Genomic DNA, 20,692 nt, shown 5'->3' on the forward strand with positions numbered 1-20,692 from the left:
CTTGTTGAGTTTTGAATCCGTGCGCTAGCTGCGTTTTCGGATCAAGGCGATGTAGAAGCCCTCAAAGTCGCGGCTGGGCGGAATGGTCAGCGTGCCGGGCATACCGTTGGTGACGGACGAGACGTGGCCGGCGGCGATGGCCACGGTAAGGGCGTTGCTCTCGACGCGTGGCTCTTCGCCAGCTTCCTGGGCGCGGCGCTTTTCACTTTCGCTCGGCGTGCCATCGAGGGGGATAAGCTCGCAGTCCATGTGCTTGTCGAGGGCCTCTTGCAAGGCGTCCTCGTTTTCCTGCGGCATAATCGAACAAGTGGAATAGACGAGCGTGCCGCCCGGTTTGAGGGCACCCATGGCGCGGTCCAGAAGTGCTCGCTGCGAGCGGGCGCACTTGTTGAGCAGCTGCTCGGTCAGGCCACGCAGGCTCTTCTCGTTGCCGCTGATGACGGTGCCCGTGCCGGTGCAGGGAGCGTCGAGCAGGATACGGTCAAAGCGGAAGAACTCGTCGAGCTCGCGTGCGTCAATACGCATGACGGGCACGTTTTTTGCGCCTTGGCGGTGGAGGTTGGCTTCGAGCTTTTCGGCGCGGGGAATACTCATCTCGCAGGCGGTAAGGTGCGCCTGGCCCTGCGTGAGGGCGGCGATCTGCGTCGTCTTGCCACCGGGGGCTGCGCACATGTCCAGGATGTCCTCGCCGGCCTGGGCGCCCAGGACCAACGGCGGCATCATGGACGACAGGCTTTGCAAGTAGATCTTGCCGTCGCGGTAGATGTCGAGGTCCCACAGATCGGTCACCTGGGCCTCGGGCAGGATGAAGGCGTCCGGATACCAGGTAACGGTTTGGTGCGCGATGCCGGCCTCGTCGAGTGCGGCGGCGATGTCCTCGGCGGTCTCCTTGAGCGTGTTGGCGCGTAGTGTGACTGGGCGTGTGGCCGCGGCGCCAAAGCCTTCGATCATGAGCTGAGCATCAGTGGGGGCATAGGCGCCGGCGACCGTGTCGACCATAAAGCGCGGCAGGTCGGCGGCGGAGGGTTGGGCGGCAAGCTGGTCGGAAAGCTCGGTGGCGGCAAACTGCCTGAGCTTGAGCTCGGCCTTAACCTGCTTTTTCTGCTTACGACGACGCGGCTTGGACATCCGTCTTTCCTTCCCATTCCATTACATGTCGAGTGTTTAGTACTGGCTCTCGTGCTTGCTGAAGAAGTCGAAGCGCGGGGGCAGCGGCTTCACGCGGTGCTCGCCGGGCTTCTCGCCCAGGCTCTCCACAAACTCGTCCGTGGAGGCAAAGATGTTATCCCAGCTAAAGAAGGCGACCGGATCGACGTCGAAGTACTCGCAGATGAGCTCGCAGCCGGCCGGGACAATGCCGTGCATGAGCACGGTCGCCACGCGCAGCTCGGTAAAGGCGTCGACGAGGGCCTGCGTCATCGCGGCATTGGCCGGCTCGCCCTCGAGCTTGTTGGCGGCCTTGGAGGCATCGCTCCAGCGCTTGTTGGCGGCACGCAGGTAGTCGTCGCACACGGCAAGCGCGCGGTGCGTCTCGAACTTGTACATGGCCTGCTCAAAGGCAAGGGCGGCCTGCTCGGCGGCCTCGACCACGGCGGCAGAGGCCGCACCGGCGGGGATGCAGCCGTTGCGATAGGGGCTCTCGTCGCCCTCCTTGACGGCGACGCCGTAGAAGCAGCTGCGGGCCAAGCGGTTGAACACGCCGGTCAAAAGGGCGCTCTCCTTAAGGGCCGGATCGATGACGCGCTTGTCGTCGCAGGCGCGCACCTCGTTGCCGTCCTTGTCCTTGCCGGTCACGCGCGTGTCGTATGCCTTGGGACTAAAGCTCACCGGCTTCTCGGACAGGCCGAGCGACAGCCAATGCGCACGCATCTGCTCGCAGGTGTAGTGGTTGAGCAGGTCGTCTGCCGGCGGGGGAGGCGTCTGCGAGGACGAGCTCGCCTTTTTGCCCATGTAGAGCAGGTGATAGCAGGCGCTGACGGTGCTCTGCGTAAGGTCCCAGCCCAGGGCCTCCCACATGGCGGTTTGCGCGATGCAGTAGAAATAGATGTTGTCCTGACCGATGAACTGATAGATCTGCGCGTCGTCAGAGCACCACCAGTCGCGCCAGTCGAGCGAGCTGTGCTGGTAGGTGGGCGCGGGGACCTGCGTGGAATCGGCGGCGGGCTCGCCCATGAGGGCGGCATCCTGGGCGGCGACGCCCTCGGTCACGCCGGCGGCACGGGCGTCGCGGGCGAGTACGGTGCGGGTGTAGCTGATGGGCGCCCACAGGCTCTCGGGCCAGCACCAGCAGGTGACGTCGGTCACGCCGTCGACCTCGGGCACCGGAACGCCCCAGTCGATGTTGCCGGTGATGCGGAAGGGCACGAGCGCCTTGCCGCTGCGGAAGCGCACGCCGCCGTTGGCGAGCACCGCGTGGGCGTCGTCGCGCTCTTTCCAGCTGGGGAAGGTGACGGTAAAGCTGCTCTTGTTGCCCTCGGGCTCCAGCACGGTGTGTTCGGGGAGCTGGTCCTCGACGGCATCGAAGGCCTCGCGGAACTTATTCTGGATGTAGAGCTGAGCCGGCAGCAGCCACTCCTCCATGGTCTTGGAGACCACGGAGCGAACCTGCGGGTTCTGGGCGAGCTTGGCGGTGTAGGTCTTCATAAAGTCGAGGTAGGCCGGCAGGTCGAAGTAGAGGTTGTCGACCGGGCGCAGCTCGGGCACCTCGCCGGTGAGCTGGCTCTTGGGTGCGATAAGCTCCTCGGGCTCAAACTGGTGACCCAAGTCGCACTCGTCGGCGTACGCCTTCTCGGACTTGCAGCCCTGGATGGGGCAGCGGCCAATCACCTGGCGGCCGTTGAGGAATGTGCCGGCCTTGGCGTCGTAGAACTGCAGCGTGGAGCGCTTGGAGATGGTGCCCTGCTCGTGCAGGCGCTCGATAATCTCGGCGGTAACCTCGTTGTGAATCTGCGCAGCCGGCTCAAGGCCCGAGCCGCCGTAGATATCGCAGCTGATGTTGTAGTTGTTGAGGGTCGCGGCCTGGCGGGAGTGGTTGGACTCGACGTACTCGCTAATGGACTTGTCGTAGTCCTCGTTCTCCTTGAGCTTGCGGTAGCTCTCCATGATGGGCGAGCCGTAGCAATCGGTGCCCGAGGTGAAGATGACGTTCTCGCGGCCCAGACGGTCGCGCAGGAAGCGGGCGAAGAAGTCGGCCGGGACAAAGACGCCGCCAACGTGGCCAAAGTGAAGGCCCTTGTTGCCGTAGGGCTCGCCGGCGGTAACGATGGCGCGGCGAGGCCAGCTGGGACGGTCGTTCATGGAGTATTTGGATGCCATGGGACTCCTTCGCATATGGTGAGAGCGCGTCCGGGCGCAAGGCCTGGCGACGCGGTGGTCAATTCGTGCATATCGTTCGACATTATCGCACATGCGGGCGGGTGCGTGACGGGGGCGCTATCCTAAGATGCTATGAATGAGATTTCCAACATACATGCGTTTGAAGACGAGGATTTTCTGCACGCTTGCTTCGTGTGGGGGATGGCCGTGCTTGTGGTGTTTGCCGTGTGCCTGGTGCCGGTGTTTATGCTGCTGGGCGGGCCCGCAGACCTGGATGCGGCCGACGCGGGCGGCTGGATGGCGGTCTTGGGCTGGATAGTCGGCTTGGCGGTCGTCTCTGCGGCGTCGTTTGTCGTGCACGAGCTGGTGCACGCGGTGTTCTTTAAGTTGTTTGCGCCCGCCGGTGCGCATGTGACCTTTGGGGCAAATCTCGAAACTTGCATGATTTATGCCTGCGCCGAGGGCGTTGTGTATTCGCGCCGGCGGTACATGGTCATTTGCCTGGCGCCGACGGTTGTTTTGACGGCGGCGTTTGCCTTGGGGTTTGCATGCTCGGGTTATCCGCTGCTGTGCTACTTGGCAGCTGGTCTGCACTTGTCGGGCTGTGTGGGCGACTGGCATTACGTGCGGACCATCCTGCGCGACCGCCGCATTGTCGCCTGTGAGGACACATCCTTTGGCGTCCGCTTTTTTGGTCAGTAGTCTTTTTGGGACGGGGCTATTTTGACTACTTTTCTGTTGAGATAGGCATTGCGACTGCTTTACGTCAAAAGTAGTCAAAATAGCCCCGTCCCAAAAAGACTACTTATTGCGGGGGAGGAGATGTTGATGAAGCCGTTGCTGCTGCATGCTTGCTGTGCGCCGTGCTCGCTTGAGCCGGTTCGCCTGCTGCGCGAGGAAGGGTTTGAGCCCACGATTTGCTGGACCAACCCCAATATTCAACCGCGCGATGAATGGCAGCGGCGCTTGGACGAGCTGCGCCGGTGGTGTGCCGATGGCGACATCGAGCTTATCGAGGCAGGCGAGGACCGCGAGCGCTGGGAGGCCGGTGTGGCCCCGTTGGGCGCCGATCGACCCCGTCGCTGTCGTGCGTGCTATGCCTTGCGCTTGGCCGAAGCGTGCCGCGTGGCCCAGGATCGCGGGTTCGAATATGTGGGTACGACGCTCGCCGTCTCGCCGTATCAGCTGTTCGAGACCTGTAATGACGTGCTTGAGCGCTTGGCAGCGGCACATGGGCTCACCCCGGTCATTCGCGATTTTCGCCCGTATTACCCCGAGGCCACGCGTCGTTCGCGCGAGCTTGGCATGTATCGGCAGAACTACTGTGGTTGCCGCTTCTCGGCCGTCGAGGCGGCCATGGACCGCGCCCGCATCCGCGACGAGCGCAAAGCTGCCAAAAAGTAGTTCATTTGGGACGTTAGCCTGCTAGGATGTAGAGCGGACTTTAGCTATATAAGGAGAATCCGACGTGTCTATGCGTACCGATGATTTTGACTATAACCTTCCTGAGGAACTGATTGCCCAGGCTCCTGCCGAGCCGCGTGACTCCTGCCGCCTGCTGGTGGTGGATCGCAAAGGCTCCCAGGCAGGAACGCCGCTGGAGCATGGCGGCACCGTCGAGCACCGCATCTTCCGCGACATCATCGACTATATCGAGCCGGGCGATGTGCTCGTCATCAACAAGACGCGCGTGATGCCGGCCCGCCTGATCGGTCGCAAAGCCGGCTCGGGTGGCGTGGTCGAGACGCTGCTGCTCAAGCGTCGCGAGGATGTTGACCCGCTGGGTCACGTTTGGGAGTGTCTGGTCAAGCCGGGCAAGCGTCTGAAGCCCGGTGCTCAGATTGAGTATCGAGCCGGTGGCGCCCATGCGCCCGAGGGGGCTCCCGTGGTGCTGACGGCCGAGGTCATCGACTTTGTCACCGATAGCCGTGGTGGCCGTCTGGTGCGCTTTGAGCCGGCCGGTTGCAATGCCGCCGGCGACCCGCGCACGCTCGACGAGGCCATCCATGCTGCCGGCCACGTGCCGCTGCCGCCCTACATTACCGATTACGAGGGCGATCCCGAGAAGTACCAGACCGTCTACGCCATGAAGGAGGAGCACTCGGCTGCCGCTCCTACGGCGGGTCTGCACTTTACCCCCGAGCTCATGGCCGCTATCGAGGCCAAGGGCGCGAAGTTTGCCGCCGTCGAGCTCGAGGTGGGTATTGATACCTTCCGTCTGGTGGAGGAGGACGACCCCACGCAGCACGTCATGCACACCGAGCGCTACCACGTGTCACAGGAGGTTGTCGACGCCGTGCATAAGGCGAAGGCCGAGGGGCACCGCGTGATCGCCGTCGGCACCACCGCAGTACGCTCGCTCGAAAGCGCGTTTGACGCTGAGGCACCGGTGTCCAATCCGGCCGTGACAGCGCGCTATTTTGAAGGCCGCGAGGACGGCGCTGACACGCTCGGCCGCGGTGACATCGTGGTGCGCGAGAACGCCACGACGCAGCTCTACCTCATGCCCGGCTCGACCTATCACGTGGTCGACGCGCTGATTACGAACTTCCACGTGCCGCGCTCCACGCTCATGATGCTCGTAAGCGCGCTTGCCACCCGCGACCAGATCATGGATGCCTATGCCGCCGCCATCGAGGAGCGCTACCGCTTCTTCAGCTTTGGCGACGCGATGCTCATTTGTTAGTTACGCGGTTCTACGAACCGCGTAACGGCTCGACGCTGCAAACCCGCCAGAGCGGCAATCTGCCTTTCAACTTCGGCGGCATGACCAGAAGGTCAATGCCGCCTCGTTTCAAGGCACCTTGCTCGCTCTGGCGGGTTTTCGCTGACTTTGCCAAGGCATCGGCGTCGCCTTTGTTGGCACTTGGGGACGTTCCTTTTGTGTCGGCACTTGGGGACAGTCCTTATGTCAAGAGATTGGTGCAAGAGGGATAGGTTGCCTTGCGTCGATTTAAATAGGTTGCGGTGAGATAGTTCTTGAATTGGCCTTATTGAGGACTAAACAGGAACTATCTCACCGCAACTGCGTTGAACGTTTTTTGGCAACTGGTTTACTTGCTCGCGAACAGCCAGATTAGGATGATCACGAGGACTACGGCGACAATGCAGACGATGGCGCCGGTGAATTTGATGCGTGAGTCGCGGGTACGCTCGCGCACCGCGTCCTCGGTGGCCTCCAGCTGGGCGACTTCTCGCTCGGTCTCGGCGTGTTCGGCTTTGTCTCGGGCCAAGGATCCTGCAAGCGACTCAGTGATCTCTGGGTGGTCGTGTACCTCGGTCGCCTGTTCGATGATCGACTGCGCATGTGCGGCATCTGCTTGGGCGTTGGCGATGGTCTGCTCCTGCTCGCGGCGTGCCTTGTCCTCCGCGGCGATCTTCTCGCGCAGTTCGCGCTGACGAGTCGCGGCGGCGGTCTTCGCCGTCTGCAGCTCGTCGCGCGCGGCATCGGCTTCGGTCGTCACGGCTTGGTGCGCGCGTTTTGCGTCGGCGATAGGGGCTTGAGCCTGCTCGACGGCCTGCTCGGCTGCGGCAAGCGAGTGCTCAAGGTCGGCGGTGATGCGCGGGACATCTTCTTCGGCTTTACGCAGGGCATCTGCCGTGTCGGAGATCTGCATCGAGAGCTCGCTGGTGCGCACCGTATAGTTGGCGGGATTTGCCGAGGGATTGCGTTGCAGCTCGGCATACTCATGGCGCAGCGTCTCGAGCTGGGCGCGCGTGGCGTCGACGGTTTGTTGTGCGGCGGCAATGCCGGCGTCTCGCTCTGCCTTCACCTTGTCGCGGATGCGCTTGGAATCCTCAAGACGTCGAACGAGGCGGTTGCCGGTCTCGCGCGAGCTCGCCTCGCGGGCCTCCACGGCATCGAGCGCGGCCTTCAGACGGAGCTCAGTCGCGTTATCCTCTGTCTTCATTTGTTCGAGCTGACCCTTGAGCTTTGTCGCTTTGGAGGCGTGGGCATCACGGTCAATCTCGGCGGCCGCTGCAGTCTTTTGGGCCGTGGCAATCGCCTGGCGCTGGTCGGCGACGATCTGGTCGTAGCGGCCTGCGATATCCTGGCGCGTCTCGAGTTCCTCGGCCTGATCGGCAATGCGCTGCTCAAGTTCGGCCAGGTGGGCGCGGGCATCGGCAAGTGCCTTTTTCGCGGCGTTCATCTCGCGCATGGCCGAGGCGCCCTGGGCGATAAAGGTGCCCACGGCGTTCGCAGTGTTCGAGACAGCGGTCCCCAGATCGCGGCTCGCGGCGGGGGAGTGCGGGGCAGTCGGGCGAGCGGTGTCGGCAGCGTCCGTATCGGCAGCCTGCGGCACGGCGATATTGCCGGTACCGCCCTCGATCACAGAAAAGCCTGCTGCGTGCGGGTCGACCGCATCGGCGCCAATCGTGGGATGCTCGAGCTGCAGAAACGAGGGCATGGTGCTGCCCTGGTCGGCAACCGGAGTCTCGCCGGGTACGAAGGTCGAGGCTGCCTCGGCGGCCTCCTCTTCCTCGGCGTCAACATCAGCGTCGGCCACGGCGTCTTTCATCGCTTTGACGGCATCCATCATGGAGTCCATGACGGCGTCGAGCTCTTCTTCCGAAGAAACCTCGATGGGGCCCGCAGCTTGCGGAGCGGCATCCTGTACGGGGTCGTCGTCCTGAGCGGGCGCATCGTCGTTTTGCTCGCCTGCATCTTCGGCGCCGGGGGTTTCCGCCGTAGCGCTTTCGTCTAAGATGGGGTCGTCGAGGCCAATATCATCGCAGGTCACAGCGTCAGCATCTGCAGTGACGTCTGCGGAATCATCAATATGCTGTTGAGTCTGGGGGTCCAGCTCGTCTGTCATAGGCATGTGCTCCTCATCGTTGTTTGTCACCCTATGATAAAGTCTCGCGCCGACATCCCGCGCGCTGCAGCAAAGTTTCAAAACGTGTTCGATGGCTCGCGTCGATAGCAAAAACTCGGCCACTTTATCCAGTTTGTACTTGACAATCCCTTCGCCGAAAGACGTTATGCCGTTCGCCTGCCGAGGCCTTTTCTTTTCACTTGAACCCGTTAAAGTTGCATTTCAGCTTTTGTCGCGTTTATTTGGATGCGCGCAGTCGGCGGGTGCGCCCGTCGCGATTTGAAAGGACTTTATATGGGACTTTTCACTGGTAAGACCGTGATCGTCACCGGCGGTGGCAAGGCCACGCTCAAGGACGGCTCCGCTGGCTCCATCGGCTACGGTATCGATATCGCTTTTGCCAAGGAGGGCGCAAACCTCGTCATTACCGGCCGCAACGTTGCCAAGCTCGAGGCTGCCAAGGAATCCCTCGAGGCCGAGTACGGCGTCAAGGTTCTGCCTGTTCAGGCCGATGTCTCGGCTGGTCAGGACAACGAGGCCGTCGTCCAGAACGTCATCGACAAGGCTATTGAGGAGTTCGGCCGCATCGACGCCGTCGTCAACAACGCTCAGGCCAGCGCCTCGGGCGTGACCATTGCCGATCACACCATGGATCAGTTCAACCTCGCCATTTACTCTGGCCTGTATGCCACCTACCTGTACATGCAGAAGGCCTATCCGCACCTGAAGGAGACCAAGGGCTCCGTGGTCAACTTTGCTTCGGGCGCCGGCCTGTTTGGCAACTACGGCCAGTGCAGCTATGCCGCCGCCAAGGAAGGCATCCGTGGTCTGACTCGCGTTGCCGCCAACGAGTGGGGCAAGGACGGCATCAACGTCAATATCGTTTGCCCGCTTGCTTGGACCGCCGCGCTCGAGAACTTCCAGGATGCCTATCCCGAGGCGTTCAAGGCCAACGTCCACATGCCGCCGGCTGGCCACTACGGCGACGTCGAGAAGGAAATCGGCCGCGTTGTCGTTCAGCTCTGCGGTCCCGACTTTAAGTATATGAACGGCGAGACCGTCACCCTCGAGGGTGGCATGGGCCAGCGTCCGTAGGAGTTACGGCGTTTTACCAAACGCCGTAACGGGCCGACGCTGCGCGGGCCGCATTTGGACAATCTGCCGTTCAATTTCAAGGGCGCGACCAGAAGGTCAGCGCCCTTTCATTTCACGGCACCTTGTCTCAAATGCGACCCGCTCGCTGACGTTGCCAAAATATCGGCGTTGCCGTGGCTGGTAAATAGCTCCACTCATCGGGGACGTACTTAAATGAGTGCCCGCAGAATGAAAGTGGATAATCTCCCGTTTTTGGGCTGTGCTTTGGGCAAAAGTGGGAGATTATCCACGCTCATCCGGTAAGCGTCCAAAAATCCACGCTCACTTGCCGTGTCCCTGCCGTATCCTCCTCGCGCCAGTTTCTGTCGAGTCGGTGCTTCTTGCGGGTTGCCCGTATAATGGTTTGCGTATGAACCGCAACCAAGGAGTTCCAGTTTATGGACCAGAACCTTTTTAAATTCGACCTGATTACCGAGGATCCGACGACGCACGCGCGCGCCGGCGTACTGCACACCCCGCACGGCGACATCGAGACGCCGATCTTTATGCCCGTGGGCACTAAGGCAAACGTCAAGGGCATTCCTACCGAGACTGTCAAGCAGCTCGGCGCCCAGATCGTGCTCGCCAATACCTATCATCTGTCCATGCGTCCCGGCGAGGATACCATCGCCGAGCTGGGCGGCCTGCACAAGTTCATGAACTGGCACGGCCCCATCCTCACCGACTCGGGCGGTTTCCAGGTCTTCAGCCACAACGATGCCGTCAAGCTCACCGATGAGGGCGTGCGCTTTATCGTCAACGATTACGACGGCCGCCACGTGTTCTGGACGCCCGAGGATAACATGGAAATCGCTATGAAGCTCGGCTCCGACATCTGCATGCAGCTCGATCAGTGCCCCGGCTATCCCGCCACGCGTGCCTATGTCGAGCGCGCCGTGGAGCTGTCGAGTATGTGGGCCGAGCGCTGCTACAAGGCACACACCCGCGATGACCAGGCACTCTTTGGCATCGTCCAAGGTGGCATGCATCTGGACCTGCGCCTGCGCTCGTTGCGCCATCTGGAGGAGTGCGGCGACTTCCCCGGCTACGGCATCGGCGGCTACTCGGTGGGCGAGGACCACGAGACCATGTTCGAGACGCTGGCGCCGCTGGCTTCCGAGTACATGCCTAAGCACAAGCCGCGCTACCTGATGGGCGTCGGCAACCCCACCACCCTCGTGCGCGGCGTGGGCGTGGGCATCGACATGTTCGACTGCGTGCTGCCGACGCGTACCGGCCGCATGGGCACGGCGTTTTCGAGCGAGGGTCGCCTCAACTTCCGCAACGCCCGCTTTGCGCACGACGACGGCCCCATCGATCCCACCTGCACCTGCCCGGTGTGCACGGGCGGCTACAGCCGCGCGCTCATTCGTCACATGGTCACGCAAAAGGAGATGCTCGGCGGCATTTTGCTCTCGATGCACAACATCTACTACCTGCTCAACCTTATGCAGCAGGCTCGTCAGGCCATTATCGAGGGCCGTTACGGTGCATTCGTGAGCGACTGGATGAACAGCCCTGCGGCGGTGGATTACTAAGAGCTGCGCGGGCGCTTGCAGAGCGCGGGCAACGGCAAGGGGCGAGCGCCGGCCGGTCATCACGTTCGCTAACACCGTCTGCGCGACCGATGACCGATAGCTTGCAAGCACTTGATGCATCGTGGGTACCATACCGAATAGTTGATGCTCGGGCGGGTGTTTGGCGCATGGCGTCGACCCCGCCCGTTTTTCTTTTTCTCGATAGGAGTACCCATGATTAAGAACGAGAATGTCGAGGGCGAGCCTGCCTACGACGAGACGTACCGCCGCGGCCCCGTGGTCATGCGCGGCCCCATGATTCCCAAGGACAATACCTACGCCAACCTGCTGGCGCCCGAGGATTCAACCGACTGGCTGCATGCTGATCCGTGGCGCGTGCTGCGCATCCAGGCAGAGTTTGTCGATGGTTTTGGCGCGCTTGCCGAGCTTGGTCCTGCGGTGACCATCTTCGGTAGCGCCCGCACGCCCAAGACCGATCCGCTCTACAAGGCGGCGCGTACCGTCGGGCGCAAGATCGCGCAACGTGGCGTGGCGGTCATCACCGGCGGCGGCCCCGGCATCATGGAAGCGGCCAACAGGGGAGCGGCGAGTGTCAACGGCAAGTCGGTCGGCTTGGGTATCGAGCTGCCGCACGAGCACGGGCTCAACAAATACGTGAACCTTGGCATGGACTTCCGTTACTTCTTTGTGCGCAAGACCATGTTCGTCAAATACAGCTCGGGCGCCATCGTGTTTCCTGGTGGCTTTGGTACGCTCGACGAGATGTTCGAGGTGCTCACGCTGGTACAGACGCACAAGGTCAAGCGCATGCCGCTCGTTTTGGTGGGAACCGAGTACTGGCAGGGCCTGTTCGACTGGCTCAACGGCCCGGTGATGGACGCCGGTATGATTAGCCCGCTCGATCCGGAGCTGGTGCACATCACCGACGACCTCAACGAGGCCGTTGACATTGCCCTGAGCGGGCTGATGTAGGGTGCTGTGACTGTTGTTATAGCAATGTGAACGGCATACTGATGCTATTTAACATCAGTATGCCATCTAAACTGGGTATACTGATGTAAAAGACGAGGCGAGGAGGTCGCGTATGTCTACTGCAACGGTTAAGCCTACGACGGTTCGCATCGAAGAGGGGCTCAAGGAACAGGCGACTGAGTTCTTGGATACGGTTGGTCTGAGTCTCAATTCGTATCTCAACCTTGCTGTTCGGCAGCTGGTAAATCAACGAAAGATTCCTTTTGAGATCGTAGGAAGGGCGGAGGTGCCCAACGAGGCAACGAGGCGTGCCATGGTGATCGCCGAAGCTCATGAGTTGGGGATTCTGCCGGACGACAGCCCGTCATTCAATAACGCTGATGAGCTTATATCATTCCTCGATGAGGACTAGCGATGTTTGAGATTAAGGTCGAGGCTCAGTTTAAGGCGGATTACAAACGGACGATGCGCATCCATCCGCAGCTAAAAACCGAGTTTAAGGCGGCGGTCGCAGAGCTTGCGGCTCACGGCTCGCTTCCCGCGGAATATGGTGCCCACGAGCTTTCAAACCCGGGCGGCAACTACAACGGCCACATCGATTTCCATCTATCCGATGGCTTGGTCGATGTGGTCGTTCTCTACTTGCCGCATAAGACTAATCCTGTGATCCGGCTGGTCAGAATGGGCTCGCATGAGGAACTATTCCAGGGCCCGCAGGGCTGATTGCTCGCTTATGAATCGCGGTGGAATAGGGATTGATTTGCGGCCGATTGGCCAAAAACGGCCCCTATTCCACCGTAACTGTTGGAGACGTCCCGTTCGTGGCTGCGACCTCCGGTTCTCCTCTTCGCTGGATTTCGCTTAAAAGCTCGGCTGCAACTTCACTGCTTTTGAAACGGATGCTGCAGTCCTCTTTCTTAGGAAAGGCCAGTAATGGAATAGTTCCGTACCAGACGGTTTCCTCGTCAATTACTGACGCGCACAGGCGTCTTTCGGCTTTGATGGAATAGTCGACGTTCATCTCGGTTAAAATCGCTTTCACGTCATTGTGCGGAGTCGAGGCAATTGAAATCTCAAGGGCAATCCCACGGGCGGCTGCGCCTGTGAGTACGGCAGCGAGCTTTGCGAGGCATGCAGCGGATGCGTAGGGCGCGGCAATAAAAATGTTTTTCGTTGCGCGCGCGATGTCATCTGCTAAGGCCTCCACGGCCCTTGCCGGCCTAACGAGGATGTTTTGATCGGCCCGTTTGTTGTCATTTGCTGCAAAGACTTCATACCCCAGCTTGGCGTAGGTCTTGAGTCTCTTCTGGTACATGCGCGCGAGCATGGGTATCGACAAATCAACATAGTCGAATATCTCAACCCGCTGCTTGCCCTCGTGACTTCTATGTAGCCTGCCTGCCTGCTGCGTTATACTGCCGTCCCAAGATATCGGTGTGGCAATGAGCAGAGTGTCAAGGTAAGACAGGTCGAAACCCTCGCCCAGAAGGCCTTCGGTTGCGATGATAATTCGATGCTCATGCTCGAAGCCGGGAAGGCTGTTCAGTATTGCCTTTCTTTCTTTGGCGTCGATTTCTCCGGTTAAGAGTATAGGTTCGTGTCCGCGGCTTTGAAGCAGCCTACATAGCTCTTCGGCATGTTTTTTCCTTTTGGATAGCACAAGCGGATGTCGACCGTTTGACGCGGTCTCGAGGGCATCATCGACAATTGCTTCGTTTCTCGCTGTGTGCGCACACAGGAGATCGAGAACTTGATTAAAGGACGCCCCTGGTTCGTAGGCGGGTAGCCGAACTCCGGTAAAACGCGGCCTAACAACGCGCTGAATTCCCTGTTGGATTGCTTGCGTTTTTGGATCAATGACATGGCGAAGCGGGCCGCAGAGCATTGAGAGTGCTCGCGTGAGTCCGTCCGAGCGTTCGGGCGTCGCGGAAAGGCCGTATACATATTTGGCTGGAGCGGACTTGAGGACGAGCTCAAGCTGTGGTGCGGCTGCATGGTGACATTCATCACAGATGATGAGGCCGTAATCACGAACGAACTCCTTGGCTATTGGTTCTCCGGTCTGGGGGTCCTTGCTGGACAGAGACTGGAATGAAGCAATGTCGATGAGATGGCTTATGGTGGTTTTGCCTCCTCCGATTTGGCCAATGAGCGGAGGCTGCCTTTTACTGATTCGTCCTTTTGGGGTTCGAACTGGCTTTCTGTTATCCGTAATGTCGATAAACCGTTCGAGCTGGGATTTCCATTGGGCAATGAGCGCAGTCTTGGGAACGATGACAAGCGTTGGAAGACCGATGGCAGCAATAAGATAGGCCCCAATGACGGTTTTCCCGAAACCCGTCGGCGCGGACATGATTCCGTCTTCATAGTTGAGCATCTGTTCGGTGGCAATTTGCTGTTCAGGGCGAAGAGCCCCTTTAAATGTCATCACAATTGGATTGCCCGACATGCGCTTGTCTGAATAGTGAGCAGAAGCGCCGGCTTCTTGAAGCAGCCGCTTGAGTTGAGCTTTACAGCCTCTGGGAATCGCAACGCAGCCATCTCTAAGTTCGCTGAGGTCTATGTACCGCGGTTTGCCGAATACTGATTGGTGCATTGATTGGGCGCGGAAGAATTCCGGGTTGGCAAATGTTGCAAGCCTGCGAACCTCCATCTGGGCGGCCGGGCTCAGAGATTTTTCGGTTATGTAGAGCATATCGGCTTGCGTGACGGGTAGCGATGACGGGAAGTCCTGCGGCGTGAGCGGAAGCCGCTTTCGCGGCCTCTGAGAATGTGGCGCGGCGGTGTTTCCCGCCACTGCAGCTGATATTCCATGCGGTTTATTGTCGATGCTTTCGATTAGATTTTGCACCGTTGCATGTGGAACCAGCTGAATTTGCGAAAGGTAAAGCCATTGATCGGGAAAAGGCTCAAATTGCTCGTCAACAAATACACTGTTCCCTTTTCGCTGCGCTTTTCCTTGAAAAGGCAGTGCTATGAGATTTCCGAAGCCGCCCTCAGGAATGGTGGACTGTGCGGGCAGCATCCGGTCAAAAGCTTCAAAGGTGATTGTCTTGTTGAGCGCCGCCGCTTCGGTGATAAGGCTACTTCCAAATTCTCGTGCGATCTTTGCGCTGGTGAGCTCTAGGAAGAAAAACCAGACATGTGTGCCGTTACCTGATCTCGATCGCTCGACTGCAGCATCGATTCCATGGTTTTTTGCGACAAGCCGAATGGCGTTTGTCGCTTCTTTCCAATCGGCTCCGTCAAAGTCGATGACCAAGACTTTTGTGTTGCTGTCATTATCGAGAACATATTGACCTATGACGTCTCGGAGTCTGTCGTCACTGCCCTTGAAATGGGAGATGATCGCGGTATCGCTCAACTCGGGGAAGACGCGGTTGCCACATTCAGCGCATTTGGTTTTCTGACGATTTGCTTTGGGACAAATGCCTGACTTCCACTCGTTTGCGCAGACGGGCGTATAGCCGATTCCCCCGTCTTTTCTGCGGTACCCATGGGCGTAAACATCTTTGCGGCCAGTAAAGAGATTGCGAAAGAGCTCGAGTTTGTCGCGCGCTGGACTCGCACTGGTGACGATACCCTCGACCTGCGCCCATCTATCGAAAGATGTGCCAGCTTTCTCCCATTCTTCGAGCGTTGCGTAACGGATGTCTGGGCCATTGCTGCAGATGACGATTTGGCCGTGCAGCTCAGATACATGAACGACTGTTTCCTTGAATTGGAATACCGTGTCCCCGATGAGGGCGTATTGATGCGTAACGGTGCTCATGTAAATGCCGTTCTTGTTGGGGTTCATTAAAATGAGAGTACGTTATTTTGTTTTTTTGGGCATCCGATTCTGATTTTGGTTCGGTGATAGTGGAGTGCGGCTCCGTGAGTGGTGTTTGGCTAGTGCCAAAATGTGTGGTAGCTGTTGTTGAATGGGTTTGAGTGGCTATGAGACGGGCTGGAGATCCTGGGAACTACCTCCGAATAGACCCGGTGGACAAAAAATGGCAAATATGAGTACTGTTGTTGTGGTGGTATCATATCATCTGGAAAGTATTTAAGACCAATCGAGTGAAATCGAATATAACCAACCCCTAACCACGGCGATTCGGGACTTTACGGCGCTCAAAATCGGCAGAAGAAAGCAAATTCAGCCAGATTTCGCTGCGACTAAATTGGTAACAGTACTCATATTTGCCATTTTTTGACCAAGGGGTATCGCAAGGGGGCTGGATAAAGCGTCGATGGCCTTCGAAATCTCGATTAGGTAGTTGAGCGGCAATGAAGTTGCGGCGTAATGGGAAGCGGTTCGCAGCTTTTCGGCCATAACGGCCCCTTTACCGCCGCCATTCCTAAAGAGATGCCGGCGCGCCTTGAGTTGGAGCACGCCGGCGTGATGGCTTTGCTGTGGCTGGGCGCACCTCGGTCGTTCGACTGACCGGCATGTCCGGTCTTGCCAAACGGGCTTTTGTTAGCGCTTAATGTTTGCCCAGATAAAACCTGCCAAAATAAACCTGTCCCTAATTGGCAGGTTGGTAGCGGGGGCAGTAGCTGATGGCTATGGCGTCGACGCCTACGTGGGTGGCGATGGTGCAGCCGATGGGGCCGGTGCCGGCGTCTACGAAGTTCTGGCCTGCGAGCGCTTGGTAGACGAGCTCCTGCTCCTCGGCAGCGCCGGTCGTGAGCACGCGCACGCTGGAGCCCGGATGTTCGGCCAAAAATGCGAGGCAATCGGCCATGGTGTTGGCAACGATGCGCTTGGCTCCGCGGCCCTTCTTGATGGCCTTGATCTCGCCCGACTGCCACTCCGGCGAAACGGCCAGGCGAATGTTGAGCATCTGCGTCAGCTGACCAGCGAGCTTGGGCGCGCGGCCGTTCTTGACCAAGTTCTCGAGCGTGCGGGGAATCAGCAGCAGGTGTGCGTCGGGCAGCGTCGCGCGGATCTGCGCCTCGGTCTCGTCCAAGCTGCGGCCGTCTTCGCGCATGGCCAGCGCGTACTCAACCAACAGGCCCTCGGCGCCCGAGCCGGTGCGCGAGTCGACGCAGCGCACGTCGAGCTCATGGGTGTCGGCTACCAGACATGCGTTGGCATAGCAGGCGGACCACTCGCTGCACAGCGAAATAAAGATGGCGCTGTCGTGGCCATCGGCGAGCACGCGGTCAAAGAGCGCCTTGAACTCGCCGGCGCTCGGCTGCGACGTGTGCGGCAGCTGCTCGGAGTCGGCCATGCGAGCGACGTACTCCTCGGCGGTAATCTGCGCCTGGTCGAGCAGGTCCTCGCCTTCGATAATCACGTGCAGCGGAATCACGTAAATACCGAGCTCTTGGGCGCGGGCGGGGGAGATGTCCGACGTGGAGTCGGTTATGATGGCAAAAGACATAGTTGCACCTTTCGTCGGGGCGCTTGTGCGCCGCCTTCTGAGAGCAAAATGCGACAAGTATAGTGGAGTCATTCCACATTACTAGGTTCAATTGTTGAATAGTCAACAGTTTGAAGTGACGGTGTGGAAATCATCAATTGGGGAAGAGGGGGTGCCGGTGGAGGCACTGGAGATAGGTAAGCGCCCGGTCGTGCTGTTCGATTTTGACGGTACGGTGGCCGATACGGGCCGGGCGGTGATGACCTCGACGCGCAAGACGCTTGCCGCGCGCGGGTTTTCGGAGGCGCAGATGGGCGACCTGCGACGCATGATCGGGCCGCCGCTGTGGAAGAGCTTTCACGACTTTTACGGCTTCTCCCGCGAGGAGTCGCTCGTGGTGGCAGACGAGTACCGCGCCTTTTTTGACGAGCTGGGACCGGAAGAGTATCCCGTGTTCGATGGAATTCCCGCGCTGCTCGATGGCCTTGCCACGCAGGGACATCACCTGGCTGTGGCGACCTCTCGCATGGAGGCGAAGTGCATTGACATGGTGGGCGAGCTTGGCCTTCGCCAGTTCGAAGCCGTGGTCGGCATGAATCCTCCGCAGGGCCGCGAGACCAAGGCCGATTCGATCCGCGATGCCCTGGCGGCACTTGGGGCGCGCGCCGACGATGCCGTGATGATCGGCGATCGCTTTAACGACGTGGAGGGCGCACACGCAATGGGCGTGCCGTGCATCGGCATTTATTCGGGTGCGGCGGCGCCGGGCGAGCACGAGGCGGCGGGTGCCGACGCAGTGGTGCACTCGGTGGCCGAGCTTGCTAAACTTTTCGCTATCTAGGGACTTAATGTGAGGGGCGGGCGCGCTCGTCGCTCATTGGTAAGGAGGTCGTTCATGAATCAGGTGGAGCAGAGTGTTGCCGAGTACGTTGACGAGGTCTGGGAGGACGTCGTCGCCGATATCGAGCAGCTGGTGAGCTACCCGTCTGTTGCCGTTGCCGCCGATGCAGAGCCCGGTGCGCCGTTTGGCCGCCCGGTCCGTGATGCGCTCGATTGCGCGCTCGGCATTGCGCAAAAGCTCGGCTACCAGACGAGCGATGACGAGGGCTATGTGGGCATCGCCGATATCCCGGGCCGCGGCGACAAGCAGCTCGCGACCATCTGCCACGTGGACGTGGTGCCCGCCGGTCCTGGCTGGAATACCGACCCCTTTGCGATGGAGCGTCGCGAGGGCTGGCTGCTCGGCCGCGGTGTGATCGACGACAAGGGCCCGGCCGTGCTGTCGCTCTACGCTGGCGCCTACCTGCTCAAGCACGGCATTGTGCCGCGCTATACCTTCCGCGCGCTGCTGGGCTGCGATGAGGAAGTGGGCATGTCCGACGTTCACCATTATCTTGAGAACCACGCGAACCCCGACTTTCTGTTTACGCCCGATGCCGAGTTCCCGGTCTGCAATGCCGAGAAAGGTCAGTTTGGGGCGACGTTTGTGAGCCCCAAGATCGACGGTGGGCGCATTGTGTCCTGGAGCGGCGCCGAGGCGAGCAACGCCATTCCATCGCAGTCTATCTGCGAACTTGCGATTGCCGCCGATGAGCTGCCAGCGCCCGTTGAGAACGCCGACCGCTTGGAGATCACGGCACTCGATAACGGGCATGCGCAGATTTTCGCCCATGGTATCGGCGGTCATGCCTCAATGCCCGAGGGAACGATCAATGCCGTCGGCCTCATCGTGGCGTATCTGCGCGAGGCCGAGGACGCGTTTGGTGCCCGTGACGAGTGCCTGTTGACGCCTGCCGAGCACGAGTTCGTTAAGTTCCTGGCCTTTGTGCATGCGGATGCCTATGGCCGCGGCCTGGGTATCGACGCGACGAGCCCGGCGTTTGGCCCGCTCACCTGCAACCCCGGCGTCATCCGTGTGGCGGACGGCCACATTGAGCAGGTCATCGACGTGCGCTTCCCGGATAGCACGAGCGCCGACACCATCTGCGAGCAGCTCGAGCCGCTCGTGGGCCGTTTTGGCGTGACGTGTCGTGTGGGTCGTGCGAAGGTGCCGTTCTCGGTTTCTGCCGACGATCCGGCCGTGAAGGCGCTTATCGATACCTATAACGAGTTTACGGGCAAGCATGCCGAGCCCTTTGCCATGGGCGGCGGCACGTACGCGCGCAACTTTGCCCGCGCTGTCTCGTTTGGTCCCGAGGAAACCGGCCTGGAGCTGCCCGCATGGGGCGGCCAGATGCACGGTCCCAACGAGTGCGCCAACGAAGAGCAGCTCAAGCAAGCGCTCAAGATCTATATTGTTGCGATCCTCCGTTTGAATGAACTAGAACTTTAAGGTTACGCGGTTTCCCAATCTAAGTTGCGGTGGAATAGTTCCTAGAATGGGCCATTTGATGGCCAAACAGGAACTATTTCACCGCAACTATGTTTTTATTGGTGTAAAAGGCTGGCCATGCTTGTCGGCGGGTTTGTTATCCGTTTGTAAAGGCTGGGCAGAGCTTGCGGTAAGGGTCTATCAAATGCCCGTAAGAAACAGCAGTTGGCGCGGGCGCTGCCCGGTCGAGGCCGTATCTTTCCAAACAGCAAAGCGGGCAGGGTGCCCGCGAGTCGCATGTATGAAAGGAAGATCATGCTCGATCAGGCTTATTCTCGTCGTCAGTTCCTCGGCCTCGCTGGTGGTCTTGCCGGCATCGTCGGTCTCGGCCTCGTTGGCTGCGGTGGCTCCAACGCCGCCAACACCGCTGCTGAGGGTAGCGCCGCTGCTGCCGAGTCCGTCTCCGGCGAGGTGACCTACGACGGCGCCTCCTCGTTCCAGGCTCTCGTCGAGGCTGCTGCCGAGAAGTTTATGGATGCCAACCCGGACGTCTCCATCTCCGGTTCGGGCAACGGTTCGGGCAAGGGCCTGACCGCTGTTGCCGCCGGCACCGTTACTATCGGTAACTCCGACGTCTTCGCCGAGACCAAGCTCGAGGCCGATCAGGTCAAGAACCTCGTCGATCACGAGGTCGCCGTCGTGGGCATGGGCCCTGTCGTCTCCAAGAACGTCAAGGTCGATGACCTGTCCCTCGAGCAGCTCAAGGGCATCTTCTCCGGCCAGATCACCAACTGGAAGGAGGTCGGCGGCGACGACGCCAAGATCGTCGTCCTCAACCGCAAGGCAGGCTCCGGCACCCGCGCCACCTTCGAGGCCGCCGTCTTTGGCGACGAGGCCGTCGACTTTAAGGGCGACGCCGAGCTCGATAAGTCCGGCGACGTCCAGACTCAGATGGGCAGCACCGACAATGCCATCTCCTACCTCGACTTCTCGCACTTCGACGACTCCAAGTTCAACGCCATCAAGGTCGAGGGCGTGGAGCCCAAGAGCGCAAACGTCACCGACGACTCCTTCAAGATCTGGGCTACCGAGCACATGTACTGCGCGAAGGACGCCGACGAGGCCACCAAGGCCTTCCTGGAGTTCATGCTTTCCGACGACGTCCAGGGCAAACTCGTCGAGGAGCAGGGCTTTATCCCCGTCTCTGCCATGAAGGTCGTCAAGGACGCCAGCGGTAAGGTCTCTGCTAAATAA

17 protein-coding genes are annotated in these 20,692 nt (G+C 60.0%); 11 read left to right on the plus strand and 6 right to left on the minus strand.

Going from position 1 to position 20,692, the window contains the following annotated elements:
* Positions 1 to 24: 24 nt before the first annotated feature.
* Together DW211_RS03710 and DW211_RS03715 are read right to left on the minus strand one after the other, a co-directional pair.
* The gene (locus DW211_RS03710) at positions 25 to 1,128 is read right to left on the minus strand and encodes an RsmB/NOP family class I SAM-dependent RNA methyltransferase (RefSeq protein ID WP_118259281.1); all 1,104 of its coding nucleotides are present in this window, start codon (positions 1,126 to 1,128) and stop codon (positions 25 to 27) included.
* Between the two features lie 36 nt (positions 1,129 to 1,164).
* Positions 1,165 to 3,315: a class I tRNA ligase family protein gene (locus DW211_RS03715; RefSeq protein ID WP_118259283.1), complete on the minus strand. Its 2,151-nt coding sequence runs from the start codon at positions 3,313 to 3,315 to the stop codon at positions 1,165 to 1,167.
* A 132-nt stretch (positions 3,316 to 3,447) separates the two neighbouring features.
* On the opposite strand from DW211_RS03715, the gene DW211_RS03720 reads away from it, so the two are divergent.
* From DW211_RS03720 to queA, 3 genes are all read left to right on the plus strand, one after another.
* Entirely contained in the window at positions 3,448 to 4,017 is a 570-nt protein-coding gene (locus DW211_RS03720) for a DUF3267 domain-containing protein (protein WP_118259284.1), read from the plus strand.
* A gap of 126 nt (positions 4,018 to 4,143) precedes the next feature.
* Positions 4,144 to 4,719 carry an epoxyqueuosine reductase QueH gene (locus DW211_RS03725; protein ID WP_118259286.1) on the plus strand — a complete coding sequence of 192 codons (576 nt, stop codon included), beginning with the start codon at positions 4,144 to 4,146 and terminating at the stop codon, positions 4,717 to 4,719.
* A gap of 70 nt (positions 4,720 to 4,789) precedes the next feature.
* A complete protein-coding gene (gene queA / locus DW211_RS03730; protein ID WP_118259288.1) occupies positions 4,790 to 6,001 on the plus strand; it encodes a tRNA preQ1(34) S-adenosylmethionine ribosyltransferase-isomerase QueA in 1,212 nt (403 codons plus the stop codon).
* Between the two features lie 367 nt (positions 6,002 to 6,368).
* Here the strand turns inward: queA and DW211_RS03735 are convergent, their stop codons facing one another.
* Positions 6,369 to 8,132 carry a hypothetical protein gene (locus tag DW211_RS03735; RefSeq protein WP_118259290.1) on the minus strand — a complete coding sequence of 588 codons (1,764 nt, stop codon included), beginning with the start codon at positions 8,130 to 8,132 and terminating at the stop codon, positions 6,369 to 6,371.
* 294 nt (positions 8,133 to 8,426) lie between these two features.
* On the opposite strand from DW211_RS03735, the gene DW211_RS03740 reads away from it, so the two are divergent.
* The 5 genes from DW211_RS03740 (at position 8,427) to DW211_RS03760 (ending at position 12,499) form a co-directional block, all read left to right on the plus strand.
* Entirely contained in the window at positions 8,427 to 9,227 is an 801-nt protein-coding gene (locus DW211_RS03740) for an SDR family NAD(P)-dependent oxidoreductase (protein WP_006235414.1), read from the plus strand.
* Positions 9,228 to 9,664: 437 nt separating this feature from the next.
* On the plus strand, positions 9,665 to 10,804 hold the full coding sequence (gene tgt, locus DW211_RS03745; protein ID WP_118259292.1) for a tRNA guanosine(34) transglycosylase Tgt: 1,140 nt from the start codon (positions 9,665 to 9,667) through the stop codon (positions 10,802 to 10,804).
* A gap of 213 nt (positions 10,805 to 11,017) precedes the next feature.
* Entirely contained in the window at positions 11,018 to 11,776 is a 759-nt protein-coding gene (locus tag DW211_RS03750; protein WP_117629061.1) for a TIGR00730 family Rossman fold protein, read from the plus strand.
* A 112-nt stretch (positions 11,777 to 11,888) separates the two neighbouring features.
* On the plus strand, positions 11,889 to 12,188 hold the full coding sequence (locus DW211_RS03755) for a type II toxin-antitoxin system RelB/DinJ family antitoxin (protein WP_117583791.1): 300 nt from the start codon (positions 11,889 to 11,891) through the stop codon (positions 12,186 to 12,188).
* Between the two features lie 2 nt (positions 12,189 to 12,190).
* A complete protein-coding gene (locus tag DW211_RS03760; RefSeq protein WP_117583790.1) occupies positions 12,191 to 12,499 on the plus strand; it encodes a type II toxin-antitoxin system YafQ family toxin in 309 nt (102 codons plus the stop codon).
* Between the two features lie 64 nt (positions 12,500 to 12,563).
* Here the strand turns inward: DW211_RS03760 and DW211_RS03765 are convergent, their stop codons facing one another.
* The 3 genes from DW211_RS03765 to DW211_RS03770 form a co-directional block, all read right to left on the minus strand.
* Positions 12,564 to 15,548: a DEAD/DEAH box helicase family protein gene (locus tag DW211_RS03765; protein ID WP_158568481.1), complete on the minus strand. Its 2,985-nt coding sequence runs from the start codon at positions 15,546 to 15,548 to the stop codon at positions 12,564 to 12,566.
* A 369-nt stretch (positions 15,549 to 15,917) separates the two neighbouring features.
* Complete coding sequence (locus tag DW211_RS10120; RefSeq protein WP_158550945.1) at positions 15,918 to 16,094, minus strand: hypothetical protein; 177 nt, start codon at positions 16,092 to 16,094, stop codon at positions 15,918 to 15,920.
* Positions 16,095 to 16,287: 193 nt separating this feature from the next.
* Positions 16,288 to 17,148, minus strand: a complete 861-nt coding sequence (locus DW211_RS03770) for a DegV family protein (RefSeq protein ID WP_158568482.1) — start codon at positions 17,146 to 17,148, stop codon at positions 16,288 to 16,290.
* A 157-nt stretch (positions 17,149 to 17,305) separates the two neighbouring features.
* Here DW211_RS03770 and DW211_RS03775 point away from each other — a divergent pair, with 157 nt between their 5' ends.
* From DW211_RS03775 to DW211_RS03785, 3 genes are all read left to right on the plus strand, one after another.
* The gene (locus tag DW211_RS03775; RefSeq protein ID WP_158568483.1) at positions 17,306 to 17,968 is read left to right on the plus strand and encodes an HAD hydrolase-like protein; all 663 of its coding nucleotides are present in this window, start codon (positions 17,306 to 17,308) and stop codon (positions 17,966 to 17,968) included.
* Positions 17,969 to 18,022: 54 nt separating this feature from the next.
* Entirely contained in the window at positions 18,023 to 19,459 is a 1,437-nt protein-coding gene (locus DW211_RS03780; RefSeq protein ID WP_118259299.1) for a M20 family metallopeptidase, read from the plus strand.
* A 294-nt stretch (positions 19,460 to 19,753) separates the two neighbouring features.
* On the plus strand, positions 19,754 to 20,692 hold the full coding sequence (locus tag DW211_RS03785) for a phosphate ABC transporter substrate-binding protein (RefSeq protein WP_118259301.1): 939 nt from the start codon (positions 19,754 to 19,756) through the stop codon (positions 20,690 to 20,692).

Origin of the sequence: Collinsella sp. AM18-10, from assembly GCF_003471585.1 — a bacterium.
In the GTDB taxonomy this organism is placed as follows: domain Bacteria; phylum Actinomycetota; class Coriobacteriia; order Coriobacteriales; family Coriobacteriaceae; genus Collinsella.